Source organism: Luteibacter aegosomaticola, assembly GCF_023078475.1.
Classification (GTDB): domain Bacteria; phylum Pseudomonadota; class Gammaproteobacteria; order Xanthomonadales; family Rhodanobacteraceae; genus Luteibacter; species Luteibacter aegosomaticola.
Genome location: NZ_CP095741.1, coordinates 2,674,669 through 2,691,870 on the forward strand (window position 1 = coordinate 2,674,669; position 17,202 = coordinate 2,691,870).

Annotated in this window: 14 protein-coding genes; 12 read left to right on the forward strand and 2 right to left on the reverse strand. The window is 62.9% G+C overall.

All coding sequences use genetic code 11. The annotated features are described in order from the left end of the window. The first annotated feature begins 191 nt into the window (after nucleotides 1-191). From L2Y96_RS11680 to L2Y96_RS11720, 9 genes are all read left to right on the forward strand, one after another. A complete protein-coding gene (locus L2Y96_RS11680; protein ID WP_247325726.1) occupies nucleotides 192-2,363 on the forward strand; it encodes a polysaccharide biosynthesis tyrosine autokinase in 2,172 nt (723 codons plus the stop codon). A gap of 2 nt (nucleotides 2,364-2,365) precedes the next feature. Beyond that, nucleotides 2,366-3,595 carry a colanic acid biosynthesis pyruvyl transferase WcaK gene (gene wcaK / locus L2Y96_RS11685; RefSeq protein ID WP_247325729.1) on the forward strand — a complete coding sequence of 410 codons (1,230 nt, stop codon included), beginning with the start codon at nucleotides 2,366-2,368 and terminating at the stop codon, nucleotides 3,593-3,595. A gap of 2 nt (nucleotides 3,596-3,597) precedes the next feature. Next, complete coding sequence (locus tag L2Y96_RS11690) at nucleotides 3,598-4,830, forward strand: glycosyltransferase (protein WP_247325732.1); 1,233 nt, start codon at nucleotides 3,598-3,600, stop codon at nucleotides 4,828-4,830. Between the two features lie 12 nt (nucleotides 4,831-4,842). After that, a complete protein-coding gene (locus tag L2Y96_RS11695; protein ID WP_247325736.1) occupies nucleotides 4,843-6,267 on the forward strand; it encodes an MOP flippase family protein in 1,425 nt (474 codons plus the stop codon). A 19-nt stretch (nucleotides 6,268-6,286) separates the two neighbouring features. Then, the gene (locus L2Y96_RS11700; RefSeq protein ID WP_247325737.1) at nucleotides 6,287-7,159 is read left to right on the forward strand and encodes a glycosyltransferase family 2 protein; all 873 of its coding nucleotides are present in this window, start codon (nucleotides 6,287-6,289) and stop codon (nucleotides 7,157-7,159) included. Then, nucleotides 7,159-8,388, forward strand: a complete 1,230-nt coding sequence (locus tag L2Y96_RS11705) for an O-antigen ligase family protein (protein ID WP_247325738.1) — start codon at nucleotides 7,159-7,161, stop codon at nucleotides 8,386-8,388. Before L2Y96_RS11700 ends, L2Y96_RS11705 begins: the two co-directional genes overlap by 1 nt. Then, a complete protein-coding gene (locus L2Y96_RS11710) occupies nucleotides 8,378-8,890 on the forward strand; it encodes a serine O-acetyltransferase (RefSeq protein ID WP_247325740.1) in 513 nt (170 codons plus the stop codon). Before L2Y96_RS11705 ends, L2Y96_RS11710 begins: the two co-directional genes overlap by 11 nt. Then, nucleotides 8,887-9,708, forward strand: coding sequence for a glycosyltransferase family 2 protein (locus L2Y96_RS11715; protein WP_247325742.1), 822 nt, complete (start codon nucleotides 8,887-8,889; stop codon nucleotides 9,706-9,708). Before L2Y96_RS11710 ends, L2Y96_RS11715 begins: the two co-directional genes overlap by 4 nt. A 68-nt stretch (nucleotides 9,709-9,776) precedes the next feature. After that, nucleotides 9,777-11,285 (forward strand): right-handed parallel beta-helix repeat-containing protein, encoded by a 1,509-nt coding sequence (locus L2Y96_RS11720; protein WP_247325743.1) that lies wholly within the window; start codon nucleotides 9,777-9,779, stop codon nucleotides 11,283-11,285. A 5-nt stretch (nucleotides 11,286-11,290) separates the two neighbouring features. On the opposite strand, the gene galE is transcribed toward L2Y96_RS11720, so the two are convergent. Both galE and L2Y96_RS11730 read right to left on the reverse strand, forming a co-directional pair. Continuing rightward, complete coding sequence (gene galE / locus L2Y96_RS11725; protein ID WP_247325746.1) at nucleotides 11,291-12,223, reverse strand: UDP-glucose 4-epimerase GalE; 933 nt, start codon at nucleotides 12,221-12,223, stop codon at nucleotides 11,291-11,293. Nucleotides 12,224-12,343: 120 nt separating this feature from the next. Next, nucleotides 12,344-13,795 (reverse strand): undecaprenyl-phosphate glucose phosphotransferase, encoded by a 1,452-nt coding sequence (locus L2Y96_RS11730; protein ID WP_247325749.1) that lies wholly within the window; start codon nucleotides 13,793-13,795, stop codon nucleotides 12,344-12,346. Nucleotides 13,796-14,217: 422 nt separating this feature from the next. On the opposite strand from L2Y96_RS11730, the gene L2Y96_RS11735 reads away from it, so the two are divergent. From L2Y96_RS11735 to L2Y96_RS11745, 3 genes are all read left to right on the forward strand, one after another. After that, on the forward strand, nucleotides 14,218-14,547 hold the full coding sequence (locus tag L2Y96_RS11735; protein ID WP_247325752.1) for a hypothetical protein: 330 nt from the start codon (nucleotides 14,218-14,220) through the stop codon (nucleotides 14,545-14,547). Nucleotides 14,548-14,675: 128 nt separating this feature from the next. Further along, a complete protein-coding gene (locus L2Y96_RS11740) occupies nucleotides 14,676-15,791 on the forward strand; it encodes a polysaccharide biosynthesis/export family protein (RefSeq protein ID WP_247325754.1) in 1,116 nt (371 codons plus the stop codon). 44 nt (nucleotides 15,792-15,835) lie between these two features. Continuing rightward, nucleotides 15,836-17,173: a UDP-glucose dehydrogenase family protein gene (locus tag L2Y96_RS11745; RefSeq protein WP_247325757.1), complete on the forward strand. Its 1,338-nt coding sequence runs from the start codon at nucleotides 15,836-15,838 to the stop codon at nucleotides 17,171-17,173. The last annotated feature ends 29 nt before the right edge of the window (nucleotides 17,174-17,202 follow it).

Below are 17,202 nucleotides of genomic sequence, written 5' to 3' on the forward strand. Positions count from 1 at the left end.
CATCGGCTCCATGTCCCCCGTGCTTCACGTTTACTGCTATCCCCATCGCGGTGCATCACCGCGATGCACCTTGGTTATTGCGATTTCGTGTCGAAGCTGAGCGTGAGATTCATGTGCTTAGTGAGTCGTTCATCAAAACCTCGTTATAACCGTTCGGACGGCCATTTCACCTTGGGACAACCTGCCCACGCATGATGAACTCAACAGATCAGGCGCGTGACAACGACACCCTCGACCTAAACGCGCTATTCGGCACGCTTTTAGATCATAAGTGGGTGATAGCGAGTGTCACCGGCGCATTCCTTCTCATCGGCGTGCTCTACACCGTGTTCGCCACACCCATCTACCAGGCCACCTCGGTGGTTCAGGTCGAGCAGAAAACGCCTTCGATTCCCGGCTTGAGTGACCTCACTCAATCCCTTGGCACCACGGCATCACAGGCCACCACGGAAATCGCACTCATCACGTCGCGCCTCGTCATCGGGCAAGCCGTCGACGAGCTGAAGCTGAACGTGCAGGTCGACCCGCAACGCATGCCGATCGTCGGCGATTACCTCTCACGAGGCCGCAAACCCGGCAATCTCGGCCCCGTTCGCTTTGGCCTGAGCCGGTACGGCTGGGGTGGCGAAATCGTCGACATTTTCAAGCTCGACCTCCCCGATGCGCTGATGAACCACAAGCTCGAACTGCGCGCTGGCGAGAACCACCAGTTCACACTGCTTGACGACAATGGCAAGACCATCGCGCAGGGTGCGGTCGGCCAGCTGGTCAAAGCCGGCGACGTCACCGTGCAGATCCGCCAGCTTCTTGCGAACCCCGGCACGCGCTTCGATGTGGTCGAGCAGCCACCGCTGACGACGATCAACAAGTTGCAGACGGACATCGTCGCGCTCGAGCAAGGTACTGACTCGGGCATCATCGATCTCACCTACAACAACGCTGATCCGGTGCTCGCGCAGCAGACCATGGAGCACATCACGCGTGCTTATGTGCGTCAAAACGTCGAGCGCAATTCGGCCGAAGCCGCCAGCCAGCTGCAGTTCGTGAAGGACCAGCTACCCAAGGTGCGCAACGAGCTCGATGCGGCGCAGTCGGCGCTCAACGCCTTCCAGACCAAGTCGCATGCCGTCGATATCAGCATGCAGACCAAGGGCCTTCTCGATCAGATCGTCGGCGTGGAGAACAGTATCCAGCAGCTGCACATGCAGCAGGCCGACATCGACCGCCGCTTCACCCACGACCACCCGGCCTACCAGGCGCTGCAACAGCAAATGGGCACGCTGGAGGCGCAGAAGGCTGCGATGGAGAAACAGGTCGGCGGCCTGCCCGATACGCAGCAGGAACTCCTGAAGCTCAACCGTGATGTGCAGGTAAGTTCCAATACTTACACCAGCCTGCTCAACCAGGCGCAGCAGCTCGATATCGCCCGCGCTGGCACCGTCGGCAACGTTCGCATCGTCGATCGCTCGCTGGTCGACATAACCCAGCCAGTGCAACCGCGCAAGGCGCTCGTTATCGTCGTCGCCACCTTCCTCGGCGGCTTCCTCGCCCTGGCCTTCGTCTTCCTGAAGCAGATCCTTAACCGGGGCGTCGAGGATCCCGCGGCCATCGAAGATCTTGGCCTGCCTGTATACGCATCGGTACCGCTGAGCCGCGGCCAGACCACGACAAGCCGCAGCCGAAAGAAGCAACTGCTGGCCATCGCCGACCCGGCGGATCTGGCCGTCGAAGCCTTCCGCAGCCTGCGCACGAGCCTGCATTTCGCTCGCCTCGAAGCCAAGAACAACGTCCTGATGATCACGGGTGCCAGCCCGTTCGCCGGCAAGACCTTTGTGTCCGCCAACCTCGCGGCGGTCATCGCCCAGGCAGGCCAACGCGTGTTGCTGATCGATGGCGACATGCGACGCGGCACGCTGCACCAGCACCTGGGCATCCGCGCAGGCGAGGGACTTTCGGACGTCCTCGTCGGCTCGCACGAAATCGACACGGTCATGCACAAGAACATCGTGCCGAACGTCGATTTCATCACCCGCGGCCGCGTGCCACCCAATCCTTCGGAACTGCTGATGCATGAACACTTCAGCCAGTTCATCAACGCGATGGTGCCGCAGTACGACCTGGTCATCGTGGATACGCCACCCATCCTGGCCGTGACCGACGCCGCCGTGATTGGCCACCATGCCGGCACCAGCCTGCTCGTCGCCCGCTTCGGCCTGAACAAGGCGCGTGAGCTAGCGCTTGCACAGCAACGATTCGAACAGAACGGCGTCGAGCTGAAGGGCGCCATCTTCAACGCGGTCGAGCGCCGCACCGCGGGCTACTCCGCATACGCCTACTACAAGTACCAGACCGAGCCGACGTAACCATGACCCGCATTCTTATCGTCGGCAACCATACCTGCGGCAACCGTGGCGACGGCGCCATCCTCCGCGGCCTCCTCGAGTGCCTGGAAGGCGCCATCCCAGGCAGCCGGATCGATATCCTCAGCCGCTTCCCCACCAGCTCGGCATGGCTGCTGGGGCGCCGGCTGGAACGGGATACCCTCAACAGCTACTACATCGAAGCGGGCAAGCAGCGCTTCGGCTCGATCAAGGCGAAGCTGTTGCGTCGCTTCATTCCGTGGCTACTCCATGCCCACATGATGAAGAACGCCTGGTCGCGTTTGATTGGCCTGCCACAGCGCCACAGGGATTACATCGCCTCCCTCGGCGCGTACGACCTGGTGATCCAGGTAGGCGGGTCGTTCTTCGTCGATCTGTACGGCCCAACCCAGTACGACCATGCACTCTGCGCCCTGCTGGCGGGCCGCCCCATCTTCTTCATCGGCCACAGCGTTGGCCCCTTCGAACACCCGCTTTTCCGCAAGATCTCGCAGGACGTCATGTCGCGCGTGGACGCCCTGGCCCTCCGCGAGGAGGTCAGCCTGAAACACATGGCCGACGGCGCGATCCCGCAGACCAGGGTGCGTGCCGCGGCGGACACCGCGTGGCTCGTCTCGACCGGCGACCCGGCTTACGCGGCGGAGCAGCCTGCCGTCGCCGTGACCTTCCGTGAGCTTGCGCCGTTCGACAAGCGCCTCGGCATCAGCCAGGACACGTATGAAACCGCGTTCGCTGAGCTGCTCGACGCCGTCGCCGACGCTGGCTACCGCCTGCAAGCGCTGTCGACCTGCACGGCGATCGATGGGTATCCGAAAGACGACCGCATGATCGCGTTGCGCGTACGCAGCCGCATGCGCCGCGCCGATGCCATGCATGTCGAAATGGACGAACTGAACGATGTCCAGCTTGGCCACCGCTTTGCCCAATGCGTGCTCACGATCGGTACGCGCCTGCATAGCGCGATCATGTCCATGAACTTCGGCACACCCGCCGTCGCCCTGGCGTACGAGCACAAGAGCGAAGGCGTGATGAAGCGCCTCGGCACCTCGGAGCTCTCGATGCCGGTGAAGTCGCTGCTGGACGGCACGCTCAGAGCCAAGGTATTAGGCCTGCTGCAGGATGAGACCCTGCGTCCGCGCGTTGCCGCGGCCGTGGCACGTGAAAAAGCCTTTGCACGCGAATCCGTGCTCGCCACGCTGGGCGTCGGGTCGTGAGCATGGTGGTGCTCTTCGTCCTCCCGGAGTTTCCGAAGTATTCGGAGACGTTCGTGATCGATCAGATCATCGGCCTGCTGGATCGCGGGTTCGATGTGCGCATCCTCGCGGTAAGCCGGGGCAGCAGCCCCACGCCAGGTGACCTGGTCGAGCAGCGCGGGTTGATGGAGCGTGCCACGTTTATCTTCAACGAATCCGGCGCTGCGGTGCCGGGCTGGCAACGCCTGCTCGACCGCGTGAAGCAGGTGGCGCCTGCCCTGGGCCAGGCGCGCGTCCGGCGTGCGCTCTCCGCCCGGCGCTACGGCCACGTCGCCCGCAGCCTGACCCTGGCCGGTGCGGTGCGGCGGATCACCCATCCGATCAAGGCCGACGCGATCATCGCGCACTTCGGCCCTACCGGCGTTCTCGCCGTGCACCTGCGCTCGCTGGGGCTCATCGAAGGCCCGGTTTATACGGTGTTCCACGGCTACGACCTGTCGCAACACAGCGTACTGGCTCGCCACGCCAACGATTACCCCAGGCTGTTTGCCGACGGGGAGCACATGCTGCCGATTAGCACCCGCTGGCAGCACAAGCTCGAATCACTCGGCTGCGACCCCGGGAAGATCCGCGTGCATCGCATGGGTGTCGACCTGGATAGCTTCCCCTTCCGCCAGCGCCAGGGCGACAGGCTTTCACCGGAACGCACGCTGCGCGTGGTGAGCGTGGCTCGCCTCGTTGAGAAAAAAGGGGTGAGATACCTTTGTGAAGCAGTGGCGCACGCGGTATCGCAAGGGGTACCCATCGATCTCGAGATCATCGGCGATGGCCCCCTGCAGGACGAACTGAAGGCGCTCGTTGCCGAGCGCGGCATGGCGGCGCATATCCACCTGCGCGGCCGCCGCGAGAAGGCCTACATCCAGTCCGCGCTGCGCTCGGCCGATGTCTTCGCCCTGCCCAGTGTCACGGCGGCGGATGGCGACCAGGAAGGCATCCCGGTCTCCCTGATGGAGGCCATGGCCGCCGGGGTCCCCTGCCTCTCGACCCTGCATAGCGGCATCCCGGAGCTTATCGAGAATGGCCGCAGCGGCTGGCTCGTTCCCGAGCGCGACGCCGCGGCCCTGGCGCAAACGCTCACCGCGATCCAACGCGGCGAGTACAACCTCGACGCGGTCGCGCGGCAGGCACGGGATACCGTCGAAAGCCGCTTCAACCAGCACCGGCTGCACGATCAGCTGGCCGCCCAACTGGCCTGACGGAGGCAGACGATGGCTTCCGTACGACGCGATGCAATCTGGACCGCCAGCTCTACGGTGGTCAGCGCCCTCAGCCAGCTACTGCAGATCGCCCTGCTCGCCCACCACGTGGATGCCCACCTGCTCGGCGCCCTCGCCATCGTCAACGTGGTGAACGCGGTGGCGACGATGCTGCAGGACATGGGCCTTTCGAGCTACCTGATCCACCGGCAGGACATCAGCAAGCCCGAACGCACCTCGCTGTTCCTGATCAGCGCCGGACTCGGCGCGGTATCGGCTGTCGTCCTCTTCGTCGCCTCATATGGCATAGCGGACTTCTACCAGTCAGAAGTTCTCGGCGGCCTGCTCCGCTTGTCCACGCTGAACTTCCTGATGCTTGGCGTCGCCGCGCAATACCAGGCGAGCCTGATCAAGGCGTTCCAGATTCCCAAGCTGGCGCGCATCGAGATGATCGGCAGGCTGTCGGGCCTGGCCACCCTGGTGATCATGGTGCTGGGCTTCCACGCCTCGATCGAGGCGGCGGTCTGGGCGATGGTCGTCAACAGTTTCGTGCGGCTCGCCCTGTTCGTCGCCAGCTCGGACCGCGACTGGCACCCGGGCCGCTCGTTCGACCGCAAGATCATCCGCGAAGCCTTTCGTTACGGTGCGTTCCAGTTCGGCTCGCAGGTAATCAACCAGCTCCGCAGCCAGGCCGACCAGGTCATCCTGGGCAAGTTCCTTGGCCTTGCCGCGCTGGGCGTGTACTCCCTGGCGAAGGAACTGGTGCTGCAGCCGACCAAGCTGATCATGCCGGTGGCGGCCCGCCTGGCCCTGCCGCGCCTGGCGACCTTGCAGGACGATCCCGCCGCATTGCGCCGGATCTACCTGCTCGGCCTGCGTGGCGTATCGATCTTCAGCGCCACGGTTTTCATCATGCTCGCCGTGGCGGCGCCGCTAGCCGTCACCATCCTCTATGGCCACCGTTACGACGGCGTCGCCCACCTGATCCCGCTCATGCTGCTGTTTGGCATGCTGCGCCCCCTGGGCTCGCTGATCGGCGCCCTTAGCCAGAGCCTTGGCCGTTCGGATATCGAGTTCGGCTGGAACCTCAAGATCTGCGGGATCACCCTCGCGGTCAGCGTGGCCGGCGCCTTGTCACGCTCGCTCGAAATCATGGCGATCGCCCTGGCCTTTAGCCAGGTGCTCTCGACCATCCTCTCCTACTACTTCTTCTCCTCGAAGATCATCGACATCACCCCGCGCGACTTCTTCAGCGCCTGGACGCTCGAAAGCTTCGTCCCCTATGCCCTGCTGATGCTCGCCGTCGCCATTTACCCCGCGGATGACTGGAAGGCCTGCGCCATCCGCTTCGTGTTTGCCGTGCCCCCGCTGGCATGGCTGGCCTGGCGTCATCGCGCCGTGTTGCTCTCGCGCCATGCGGCGCCGGTGGGAGCCTGAGATGAGGAGCGAACACGCTATGTCCCTGGTAAGCGTCTATATCCCCACGCGTAACCGCTCCGCGTTGCTACGCCGTGCCATCGATTCCGTGCTTGCGCAGACTTACGCCGAGATCGAGATCGTCGTCTGTGATGAAGCATCGGACGATGACACGCCGGAGGTGATGGCCGACTACGTCGCGCGCTACCCCGGCAAGTTCACGTATCTGCGCAACGAGACGCCACAAGGCGCCTGCCGCGCGCGCAACCGCTGCATGGAACATGCGCGCGGCACCTACGTCACCGGCCTCGACGACGACGACTTCTTCCACCCGCAGCGCGTCGAGTGCCTCGTCGACCTGTACCAGGCGCATTCGCCATCCTTCGCCTGCACGCGCTTCAAGTACTTCCAGACCCTGCCGCAGGTCGAGCCGATGCGTGATCGCACGTTCTCCGCGGCGGAGCTTGCGAAGGCCGAACCCCTGACATTGCCCGGGATGCTGTACGCGAACCACGCAGGCAACCAGGTCCTGACGGAACTCTCGCGCATGCGTGAGCTGGGCGGTTTCGATGAAGCGATGCCGAGCTGGCAGGATTACGACATGTGGATCCGCCTGGCAGACCGCTTCGGGCCCGCCGTGCGGTCCCCGCACCTGCTCTCGTTCGTGGACGACGACCGTAGCCGCGCGCGGATCCGCAATTCGAACAAGCGCGCGGAAGGGAGCCAGCGATTCATGGCGAAGCACGCGAGCCTGATGAGCCCCGACCAGCGCCGCAACCACCGCAACATCCAGTACGTGATGAACCGGGAACGCCCGCCGCTGGGCGATATCGCGCGCAACGTGTCGCTGGGTGGCTACAAGTCGACCCTGAAAGTCCTGATCCACAAGTTCTTCGGCGTGGCGCTCGGCTGATGGTGATCAACAAGACCCGGGCGATGGCGATCACCCTGATGGCGATGATCTTCGTCCAGATCCCGCTGGGTCACAGCTCGGCCAGCAAAACCCACGTGAACGTGTACCACCTGCTCCTCCTGATGATGCCGGTGCTCTACCTTCCCGCAGCGCGCTACCTGAAGCTCAACCCGGCCACCGCATTCATCGGTGTACTGACCGCCACCTCGCTGGCGGCTGCCGCGACCTATGGTGGCGGCCTCCGCTCCACCCTGATCGTCTTTGTCGCCTCCTCGTACTTTCTGGGGCTGGTGTTCGGCCACAAGCTGGCCGAATTCGAGCTGCGCAAGATCTTCATCTGGATGCTCGGCTGCTGCATCGTGTTCATCATCCTGCGCGATATCGCCTACGCCAATGCGCTCGGGTCGATCTATACGCGCAGCGAAAGCGCCTCCAGCGTGCTGTACATGTCGACCGGCGGCCGCAACATCGAGGCCAGCCTGCTGGCCCTGCTTTCCATCCTGCTGATCGGCACGCGGGCCTACCCGATCGCCGCCGGCATCGCGTTCCTCACCAGCGCGACCATGCTGTCGCGCGCAGGCCTGATCGGCGCCGCGGTGTCCATCTTCATTGCCGCATGGCGCATGCGGAAGACCCGCCACTATTACTTCTACACGTTCTTCTGCGTCGCCATGGTCATCCTGGTGGTTGGCCTGATCCTGTCGCAGGTCATCGACGTGCCGGTCCTGGATCGCTTCAACCTCCAGGCCGAGACGCAGCTCGAGCACAAGAACGTCGGCCGCCTGGCCTTGTGGACCAACGCAGGCATCGCCCTTAAGCAGAACTGGCTTGGCTACGGCGTCGGCAACGGCGTGCCGATCATGGAGCAGATTTCCGGCCTGACGTTCGTGGAAAACAACGTCCACAACATCTACCTGCAGTTCTTCCTCGAAGGCGGCGCCCAGTCGGCCCTGCTGTTCCTCGCGATGTGCGCGCATATCCTGTTCTCGAAGACCGAGGGCCAGAACACCAACGTGAAGGCGTTCCTCCTCCTGTATCTCATGCTGGCGTTCATCGAGTTCAGTGGATACGAGGCGTACTTCTGGTTCTTCGTGGGCATGTTCTACGCCAGGCAACAGGTACGCCACCGCAAGCTCGTCGCCGAAGCCGAGGCACACGTGAAAGCGCGCAGGGCTTTCCTGCGCAGCAAGGCACCTCTTCCCCGACCGGAGCCGATCCATGCTCAATGACTTCCGTGCGGACAAGCAACGGCTCGCCGCCATGCCCGGCTGGCGGGGCATGGTCTGGTGGATGCTGGATCAGTCGTTCTGGGTGATCCTGACCTACCGGATCATCGCCAGCGCGCGCGGCACCGTGTTCCACACGCCGTTGCGCATCCTGGAGAAGTTCGCGGAGTTCGTCTTCAAGAGCTACCTGCCCACGACGGCGACGATCGGCCCGGGGCTCGTGATCTTCCACGCGTTCGGCGTCATCATCAACGGCAAGACCACCATCGGCCGCAACTGCACCCTCTACGCGCGCGTGTGCATCGGCAACCGGTTCCCCGGCGATGGCACACCCATCATCGGCGACAACGTCACCATTGGCACCGGCGCGTGCATCTTCGGCCCCGTAGTCATCCCGGACAATTACGTGGTGAAGGCCAATGCGGTCATCACCCCTTCCTCGCTGCGTGATGGCAGCCCCGCTTCTTCCCTCAAAAACCACGACCCCCTAGGAGCATCGTCATGAGCGAGGCCGAGAAGCGCTTATCGATCATCATCATCACCTGGAACGAACTGGCCAACCTGGAACGCTGCCTGCTTTCCCTCGTGGACAAGGTGGATTTCAGCCAGGACGAGGTCATCGTGGTGGATAACGGCTCCAAAGACGGCAGCGCCGAGTTCGTGGCGACGCTGCCGCAGATCAGGTACTTCCCACTGGAGAGCAACCTCGGTGTCGGGCCGGCGCGCAATCGCGGGCTGTTCCTCGCGCGCGGCCGATACTGCATGACGCTCGATAACGACACCATCTTCCTCACCAACGACCCGGGTAGCATCGTGGAGACCTTCTTCGAAGCCCACCCGGATGCCGGGGTCGTTGGCTTCGAGCTGCTCAACGTCGACCGGACGCGGCAGGATTCCACGCGCCGCTTCCCGCGTTTCTACCAGCCGATCGCCGCGCGCGTGGCTGCCACGCGCAAGCTCGGCTTCGTCCAGAGGGAACTCGACCGCCACCTCATGACCGACACCGTGTTCGAGAATGAGACCGATCCGATGGAAGTGGACTACGTGCTCGGCGCGAACCAGACGTTCACCAAGAAGACCGCTGCGCTCCTGATGGGCTACGACGACCGGATCTTCTTCGGCCCGGAAGACGCGGAGTTCTGCGTGCGGACGCGGAAGATGGGCTTGCGCAACTACTACTCACGGCGCATCTCGATCGTCCATGACTACAAGCGCCGGACGCGAAAGTTCTCCAGGCTGACGATCAAGCACCTGGCGGGGTTCGCTTACATGCTGAAGAAGCATGGCGGGGTATTTCGGTATTCGCTTAGCGAGCGTCGATAGCCGGCGGCTTTCGTCGCGTGGTTTCGCGCGCAAGCGCGCTCCTACACGGGCGCTCCTGGAGGTAGAACATGATTCGGCGGGATTTCCTTCGTTATTCGGCACTCGCGGTCGCCACGGCCGCCGCACTACCCCTGACCCGCGTCTCGGCAGCCGCGACAGGCGGGCGGACGTGGTACATCGACGCAACCGCAGGCAGTGACAGCCATGCGGGAACGAGCGAAGCGCAGGCATTCCGCAGCCTCGACCGGCTGAACAAAGTGACCTTCGGCCCGGGCGACCGGATCCTCTTCAAGCGCGGCGGTGACTATCCAGGCGCCTTCCTGCCGAAGGGCTCGGGCAGCGCCGGCGCGCCGGTAACCGTCGATGCCTACGGCCAGGGCGCGTTACCGCACCTGCATGCCGATGGCCAGTCGCCCTCGACGCTACGCCTGCAGAACATCGAGTACTGGACGGTGCGGAATCTCGAGATTTCGAACCAGGGCCCCCAACCGGCTGCGAAGCGCACGGGCGTCCATCTGTTCCACCAGGATTATGGCGTGGCACATGGCATCACCCTGCAGGGCCTCCACGTGCGGGACGTCAACGGCCTGCCCGTCAAACAAGCCGGCGGCGGCAGTGGCATCCTCGTGGAGGCGAAGGGCAAGAACAAGCCGACCCGCTACGATGGCCTCCTCATTGCCGACAACGTCCTGGAGAACACCCAGCGCGATGGCATCCTGTTCCTCGCCGCGGGTGACCGCACCGGTGGCCTGGCGAAAGGCGTGGCCGTGCGCGGCAATCGCCTTACTGGCGTCCCGGGCGATGGCATCCTTGTGCGCGGGTGCGATGGCGCCGTCATGGAGCACAACACCATCAGCAAGTGCGGCCCGCTACCGCGCGGTGAAGCGGCTGCCGGCATCTGGCCGTTCGACTGCGATAACACCACGGTCCAGTACAACGAAGTCAGCGACCACAAGGCATATGCCGATGGCCAGGGCTTCGATTCCGACTTCCGCTGCCGTAATACGCTGATCCAGTACAACTACAGCCACGACAACGTCGGCGGCATGGCCCTGGTCTGCAACGACGGACGCAGCGGCGGGGATATTGGCAACACCGGCACCATCGTCCGCTATAACGTCAGCATCAACGATGCCCTGCGCAAGACGGACAGCGCGAGCCTGCGCATCTCGGGCCCGGTCAACGGAAGCCAGATCTACAACAACATCATCATCATTCCGGACAAGCCGCTCGCGGGCGCGGAAGTGACGGTGTTCAAGGCGACCAAGTGGAAAGGTGTCCCCAGTGACATCGCCATCCACGACAATATCGTCGTTTCGCCGCAGTCACCCGGCATCGATATGCAACTCGCCACGGCTACGCGGCTGGGTGAGAACCGGATGTTCGCCACGGCAGGCGGCGCGGCGAAGGCGCAGGGTGCGCAGCCAGCGTCAGCGCAGGATCACGCCATGCTGGACCGCTTCCGCACCACACGCCCCACCCTCGCCCAGGTCAACACCCTGGTCAAAGCATGTTTTGCCGACGGCAAGCCGGTGCCGAACGCCATGCAGCTGATCGGTCAGCTTGCCGCCGGCTAGCGGCGTCAGAACTTCGGTTCGAGGTGCCACTGCCAGGCCGAAGCGAGGATGTCTTCCATCCTCGCCATGGCGGGCCGCCAGCCCAACTCATCGCGAGCCTGCTGGCTGGATGCGACAAGCACGGCCGGATCGCCCGCCCGACGCTCCGCGAACTCGTGCGGGACCGTGCGCCCGGTCACCTTCTCTGCGGCCGCGATGACTTCGCGCACCGTAAAGCCCTCGCCGTTGCCGAGGTTGAAGGTAAATGCACCTTCGTTCTTCTCCATGTATTCGATGGCGAGCAGATGCGCTGAGGCCAGGTCGTTCACATGCACGTAGTCGCGTACGCACGTACCGTCGCGCGTATCGTAATCGGTGCCAAATACCTTGAGACCCTTACCCTGCCCCAGGACCGCCTTCAGCACATTGGGGATCAGGTGGGTCTCGGGATCGTGCGCCTCGCCAATCGAGCCACAGGCCGAGGCGCCCGCGGCATTGAAATAGCGCAATGCCACGGAACGCAGGCCGTAGGCACGTGCGGCATCCGAGAGCACCTGCTCGATCATCAGCTTGCTCTGGCCATACGGATTAATGGGCGCGGTGGGATGGCTCTCATCAATCGTTTCTGACACCGGGTGCCCGAACACGGCTGCCGTCGACGAAAACACGAGCCGATCAACGCCTGCGTGGCGCATCGCGTCGAGCAGCGAGATCGTGTTGCCCACGTTGTTTTCATAGTAGGCGTAAGGATCGATCACGGACTCGCCGACCAGGGAACGAGCGCAGAAATGCATCACCGCATCAAAACGGTGTTCCGCGAACACGCGTGCGAGTTTCCCCGCATCGCCGATATCACCATGGACGAACGCGGTGCCCGCGGGCACCGATTCACGATGTCCGGTCGACAGGTTGTCGTAGACCACAACCTCGTGCGACATCTCGAGCAGATACCGCACCATGTGCGATCCCACGTAACCCGCGCCGCCACAAATCAATACTTTCAAGCAAAGCCCTTTCTATGTAGGAGCGCGCTTGCGCGCGATGGCGCCCACATGGGCGCCTGCCCTGCGACCGGCGATTTAAGGCGTCTCCTCGATCGCGGACTCAGCCGGCTGCGCTCCCGCGGTAGCCGTGACACCCGTGCGTGAGGACGATTGGTTCTCGCTATGCACGAAGCCTTTGAAGATGGTGAGGAAAATGATCCTCAGGTCGAACGCGAGCGACCAATGGTTGATGTAGTACAGGTCGTGCTCGATACGCCGCGTCAGGTCGGTATCACCGCGCCATCCGTTGACCTGGGCCCAACCAGTGATACCGGCCTTCACCAGGTGCTTGTGCATGTATCCATCGATCTCGCCCTTGAACTGCTCCACGAACATCGGCCGCTCCGGCCGCGGCCCCACGATGGACATGTCGCCACGGAGCACGTTCAGGAACTGCGGTAGCTCGTCCAGGCTGGTCTGGCGGATGAATTTGCCAAAGCGCGTCGTGGTCTTGTTCTGTGCACCACCCCACGCGACCTTCCCGCTTTTCTCCATATCCACCGGCATGGAGCGGAACTTCATCATCTCGAATTCCTTGCCATCGAGACCGATGCGGCGCTGGCGGTAGAGCACCGGTCCAGGGCTGGAAAGCTTCACGCCGACGGCAAGCATGAGCATGATCGGCGAGATCATCAGGAGAATCGCGCCGGCGAGCAGCCGATCTTCGATGTTCTTCACCAGCCAGGCATGGCCTTCGAGCGGGCTGGAACGAAGCGTGACGATAGGTACGCCCGCGCAATCTTCCATCTGGTGATTGATGAGCTGGCGCCCCAACAGGTCAGGTACGAACTTCACCGTGACCACATGCTGCTCCATGCGGTCCATGGCGTACGTAATGGCGCGATTTGCACTAACCGGTAGCGCGAGAAGCACCTCGTCCCATTCACCGCGCTCCAGGATGTCTTCAAGCTCAAGGAGCGAACCCACTTTCGGCACGCCTTCCGGTACGCCGTGGTCGTAGCTCGTCTTGACGTACCCCGTGATATCCATGCCCAGCGCAGGATTGCCGCGCACCTGCTCGAGCATGTGCAAACCTGAATCGGTCGCGCCGACAAGAAGGCAACGCGCAATGCCTTCGCCGCGCGTACGCAGGCGACGCAACGCAACAAGCGCGATCAGTCTCACCAAACCAAATCCAATGAGACCGAACGGAAGTGTCAGCAACACCCAGCCACGCGAGAAGGAATCGCCGATCTTCAGCAGATAACCCATCACCATGAGGCCCGCAAAGGCAATGCACCATGATGTTGCAATGCGCAAGAATTGGCTGATCGGGCGCTCACCCAATGGCTGTTCGTACACACGGAAGAGCATGGAGCCCACCAATGTGAACAGCACAAGGATGACCATGGCGGCCGCATACGTCCTATCCATGGCATCGCCTTGAAAGCGAGCCAGATAGGCCACGTGGGCCGCGGTGACCGCACTCATCAGGTCACCGACGCGAAGCTCCAGATCAACTAAAGCGTTGATTTTTTTCAGTTGCATGACAAGTACCTTCTGCCAAGAGACGCCACCGGCCATGCCGGCGCGCCAAGGTACGTGCCCCCTGTAGAACCGACGAGCATCCATCCAGGATCTCGTAACGGTTCAACACGCTATTACCCGAATCCGCGGAGCACCGGCTTCGGTTCGCTCACCACTCGCGCAACACGGTGAATATGAGTGGATGCTGCATCGCCACGAAATTCACGGCAATGAGGCATGTGCTAAAACCTGACACGTTTCACAGAAACACTCGCTGAATTTTGGCGTTCAGCAGAACGACTTGCTTGTTGACACATGGATAGCGGTGAATGACACACGCGCATTCGTCGCGCATCTCCGTTCATGAATGTGTGTGCAGAATGATGTGCGCACTTTTATTCAGAAACATTCCTAAGTAATTCACACACCGCAGGAGATCAGACATGAAACGTCTGCTAATCGCATGCGCCATCTTCGCCGTCGCAGCACCGCTGTGGGCGCAGACCCAGCGCGCTACGCCGCAACCCGCCGCAAACGGCGACAACAGCGCTGCACAGGCGCCGCGCGTCGCGACGCCGAGCCAGGCTCGCCAGGCATCGCAAGGCGCTGTAGCGCCCGCACGCGTTGGTGCAGGCACTGCCGCGATGGCCGCGGCCACTGGCGCAACGGCAAACTCCGCTACGGGCACCGGCAATGACGGCACCGGCGGTACGGGTGGAACAGGTGGCACCGGCGGTACGGGTGGCACGGGCGGAACCGGCGGAACGCACTAAACTGGTGCTGTGTTCATGAATGGACGTCCAAACGTCCATCATGTTCCCGATCGGTTAATGCAGGGTCGGTTTTAGTAGGGAGCCGTCCGAATTCCGGGCTGTCGTTCCATCCAAGGAATCCGCGCACGATGAAGTTACTGCCGACCCTCGGTGTGGCCGGATGCAGCCTGCTCCTGCATGCCTGCGTCCTGGCCCCCGGCCAGCACATGAATACCAGTGAGCTGAATGACAAGCAGAGCGCCACTGGCGCGCGATACCAGCTTGTTCCCATCACCCCGAAGCTCATCGCGATGGACAAGGCATCCGCCTCCCCGGCCAGCCTTGATCCATCGCTTACTGCCTACAAACCCGACGACTATCACATCGGCCCCGGCGATTCGCTGTACATCACCGTTTGGGAGCATCCTGAACTCACCTCGCCCGCCGGCTCCCAGCAACAGACGGCCGCGAATGGCCGCCTTGTCCGGCCGGATGGCACGCTGTTTTATCCCTATGTAGGCCAGATCAACGCTGCGGGCCTGACTATCGAGCAGCTGCGCACCGAAATCTCCAACCGGCTCACCAAGTACATCGCGAAGCCCCAGGTCGATATCAGCATCGTCGGATTCGCAAGCCAACGCGTCACCATGGGTGGCGCCTTCACGAATACTTCACCCCAGAACATCACGGTGGCGCCGCTTACGCTATCGCAGGCCGTGGGCGCCGCGGGCGTGAATGCACAGATCGCTGACCTGTCGAACGTCGTGTTACGTCGCGACAACCAGGAATACCACCTGGACCTCGACAAGCTCTCGCATACGCTGCAGGGCGGCCAGGACATCTATCTCAAGGGCGGCGATAGCATCTACATGCCCTATAACGATAACCACGAGGTCTACGTGCTTGGTGAGGTGCTGCGCCCGCAGGCCATCTCCTTCAAGACGAGCGACCTCAGTCTCACCCAGGCCCTCGGCCGCTCGGGCGGCCTCAACCAGACCAGTGCGCGCGGCAAGTCCGTCTACGTGATACGCGGCGTCGAGAACATGGAAAAGGCCCCTGCCACCATCTACCAGCTCGACAACAACTCGCCCGCCGCGTACGCGATCGCCGGCCAGTTCGCTGTCGAACCCGGCGATGTCGTGTATGTCGGCCCGGCCGGCATCACCCGCTGGAACCGCTTTATCAGCCAGCTCCTTCCGCTTTCGGGCTTGATCAACAACGCGGCTACCGCCCAGTACAACCTGGATCGCGACAGCCAGCTGTGATGGAGGATGTTGGATACCGTTTCTCCGCACTACAGGCGATTTGAATGAAGGTCACAATCTTTGGTACCGGTTATGTAGGTCTGGTCACCGGCGCCTGTCTCGCGGAAATGGGCAATCACGTCGTCTGCGTAGACATCGACGAAGCCAAGGTAGAGGGCCTCAAGAAAGGCATCATCCCGATCTATGAACCCGGCCTGGAACCGATCGTCAAGCGCAACTACGCTGCCGGACAGATCGATTTCACGACGGATCCAGCGTCGGCCATCAGCCACGGCGAAATCATCTTCATTGCTGTCGGCACCCCACCGGATGAGGATGGCAGCGCCGATCTCAAGTACGTCCTGAGCGTCGCCCGCACCATCGGCACGCATCTCGATCGCTATGCGGTGGTCGTGAACAAGTCCACGGTACCCGTGGGCACGGCCGATAGAGTTCGTGGCGCCATCGCGGAAGTGCTCAGCGGACGCGGCGCCAACGTTGAATTCGACGTGGTATCGAATCCTGAGTTCCTGAAGGAGGGCGATGCCGTCGAGGATTGCCTGCGGCCTGATCGGATCGTGGTCGGCGCATCGAGCGAGCGCGCGGTGAGCCGCCTGCGCAAGCTCTACGCACCGTTCAACCGCAACCACGATCGCATGGTGGTCATGGATGAGCGCTCCGCCGAGCTAACAAAGTACGCGGCTAACGCCATGCTTGCGACGAAGATCAGCTTCATGAACGAGATCGCCAACATCGCCGAGCGGGTCGGCGCGGACGTCGAACTCGTGCGCCAGGGCATTGGCTCCGACCCGCGCATCGGTTACCACTTCATCTACCCAGGCGCAGGCTACGGTGGCTCGTGCTTCCCCAAGGATGTGCAGGCCCTGGAGCGCATTGCTCGCACGCATAACTACGATGCGCGCCTGCTGACCGCCGTCGAGGCAGTGAACCACACGCAGAAGACCCGCGTGTTTGCGCAGATCCTCCGCCATTTCAATGGCGACATCGCTGGCAAGACCATCGCCCTGTGGGGGCTGGCGTTCAAGCCGAACACCGATGACATGCGCGAGGCGCCGAGCCGCCGCCTGATCGAAGCGCTGTGGGAGGCCGGCGCCCGCGTACGTGCCTATGACCCGGAGGCCAGCGAAGAGACCACGCGCATCTACGGCCAGCGCGACGACCTTGTCCTCTGCGAGAAACCATACGACGCGCTGGAAGGTGCAGACGTGCTAGCCCTGGTCACCGAGTGGAAGGCCTTCCGTAGCCCGGATTTCGCCCGGATCAAGGCGGCCCTGAAAGAGCCCGCGCTATTCGACGGCCGCAATCTGTACGACCCGGCGACGGTGGAAGACGCGGGCCTCGCTTACTACGGCATCGGTCGCGGCAGATCCCTGCAACGCTGATGTGTTCCGACCCAGGCGCGCCTCACGGC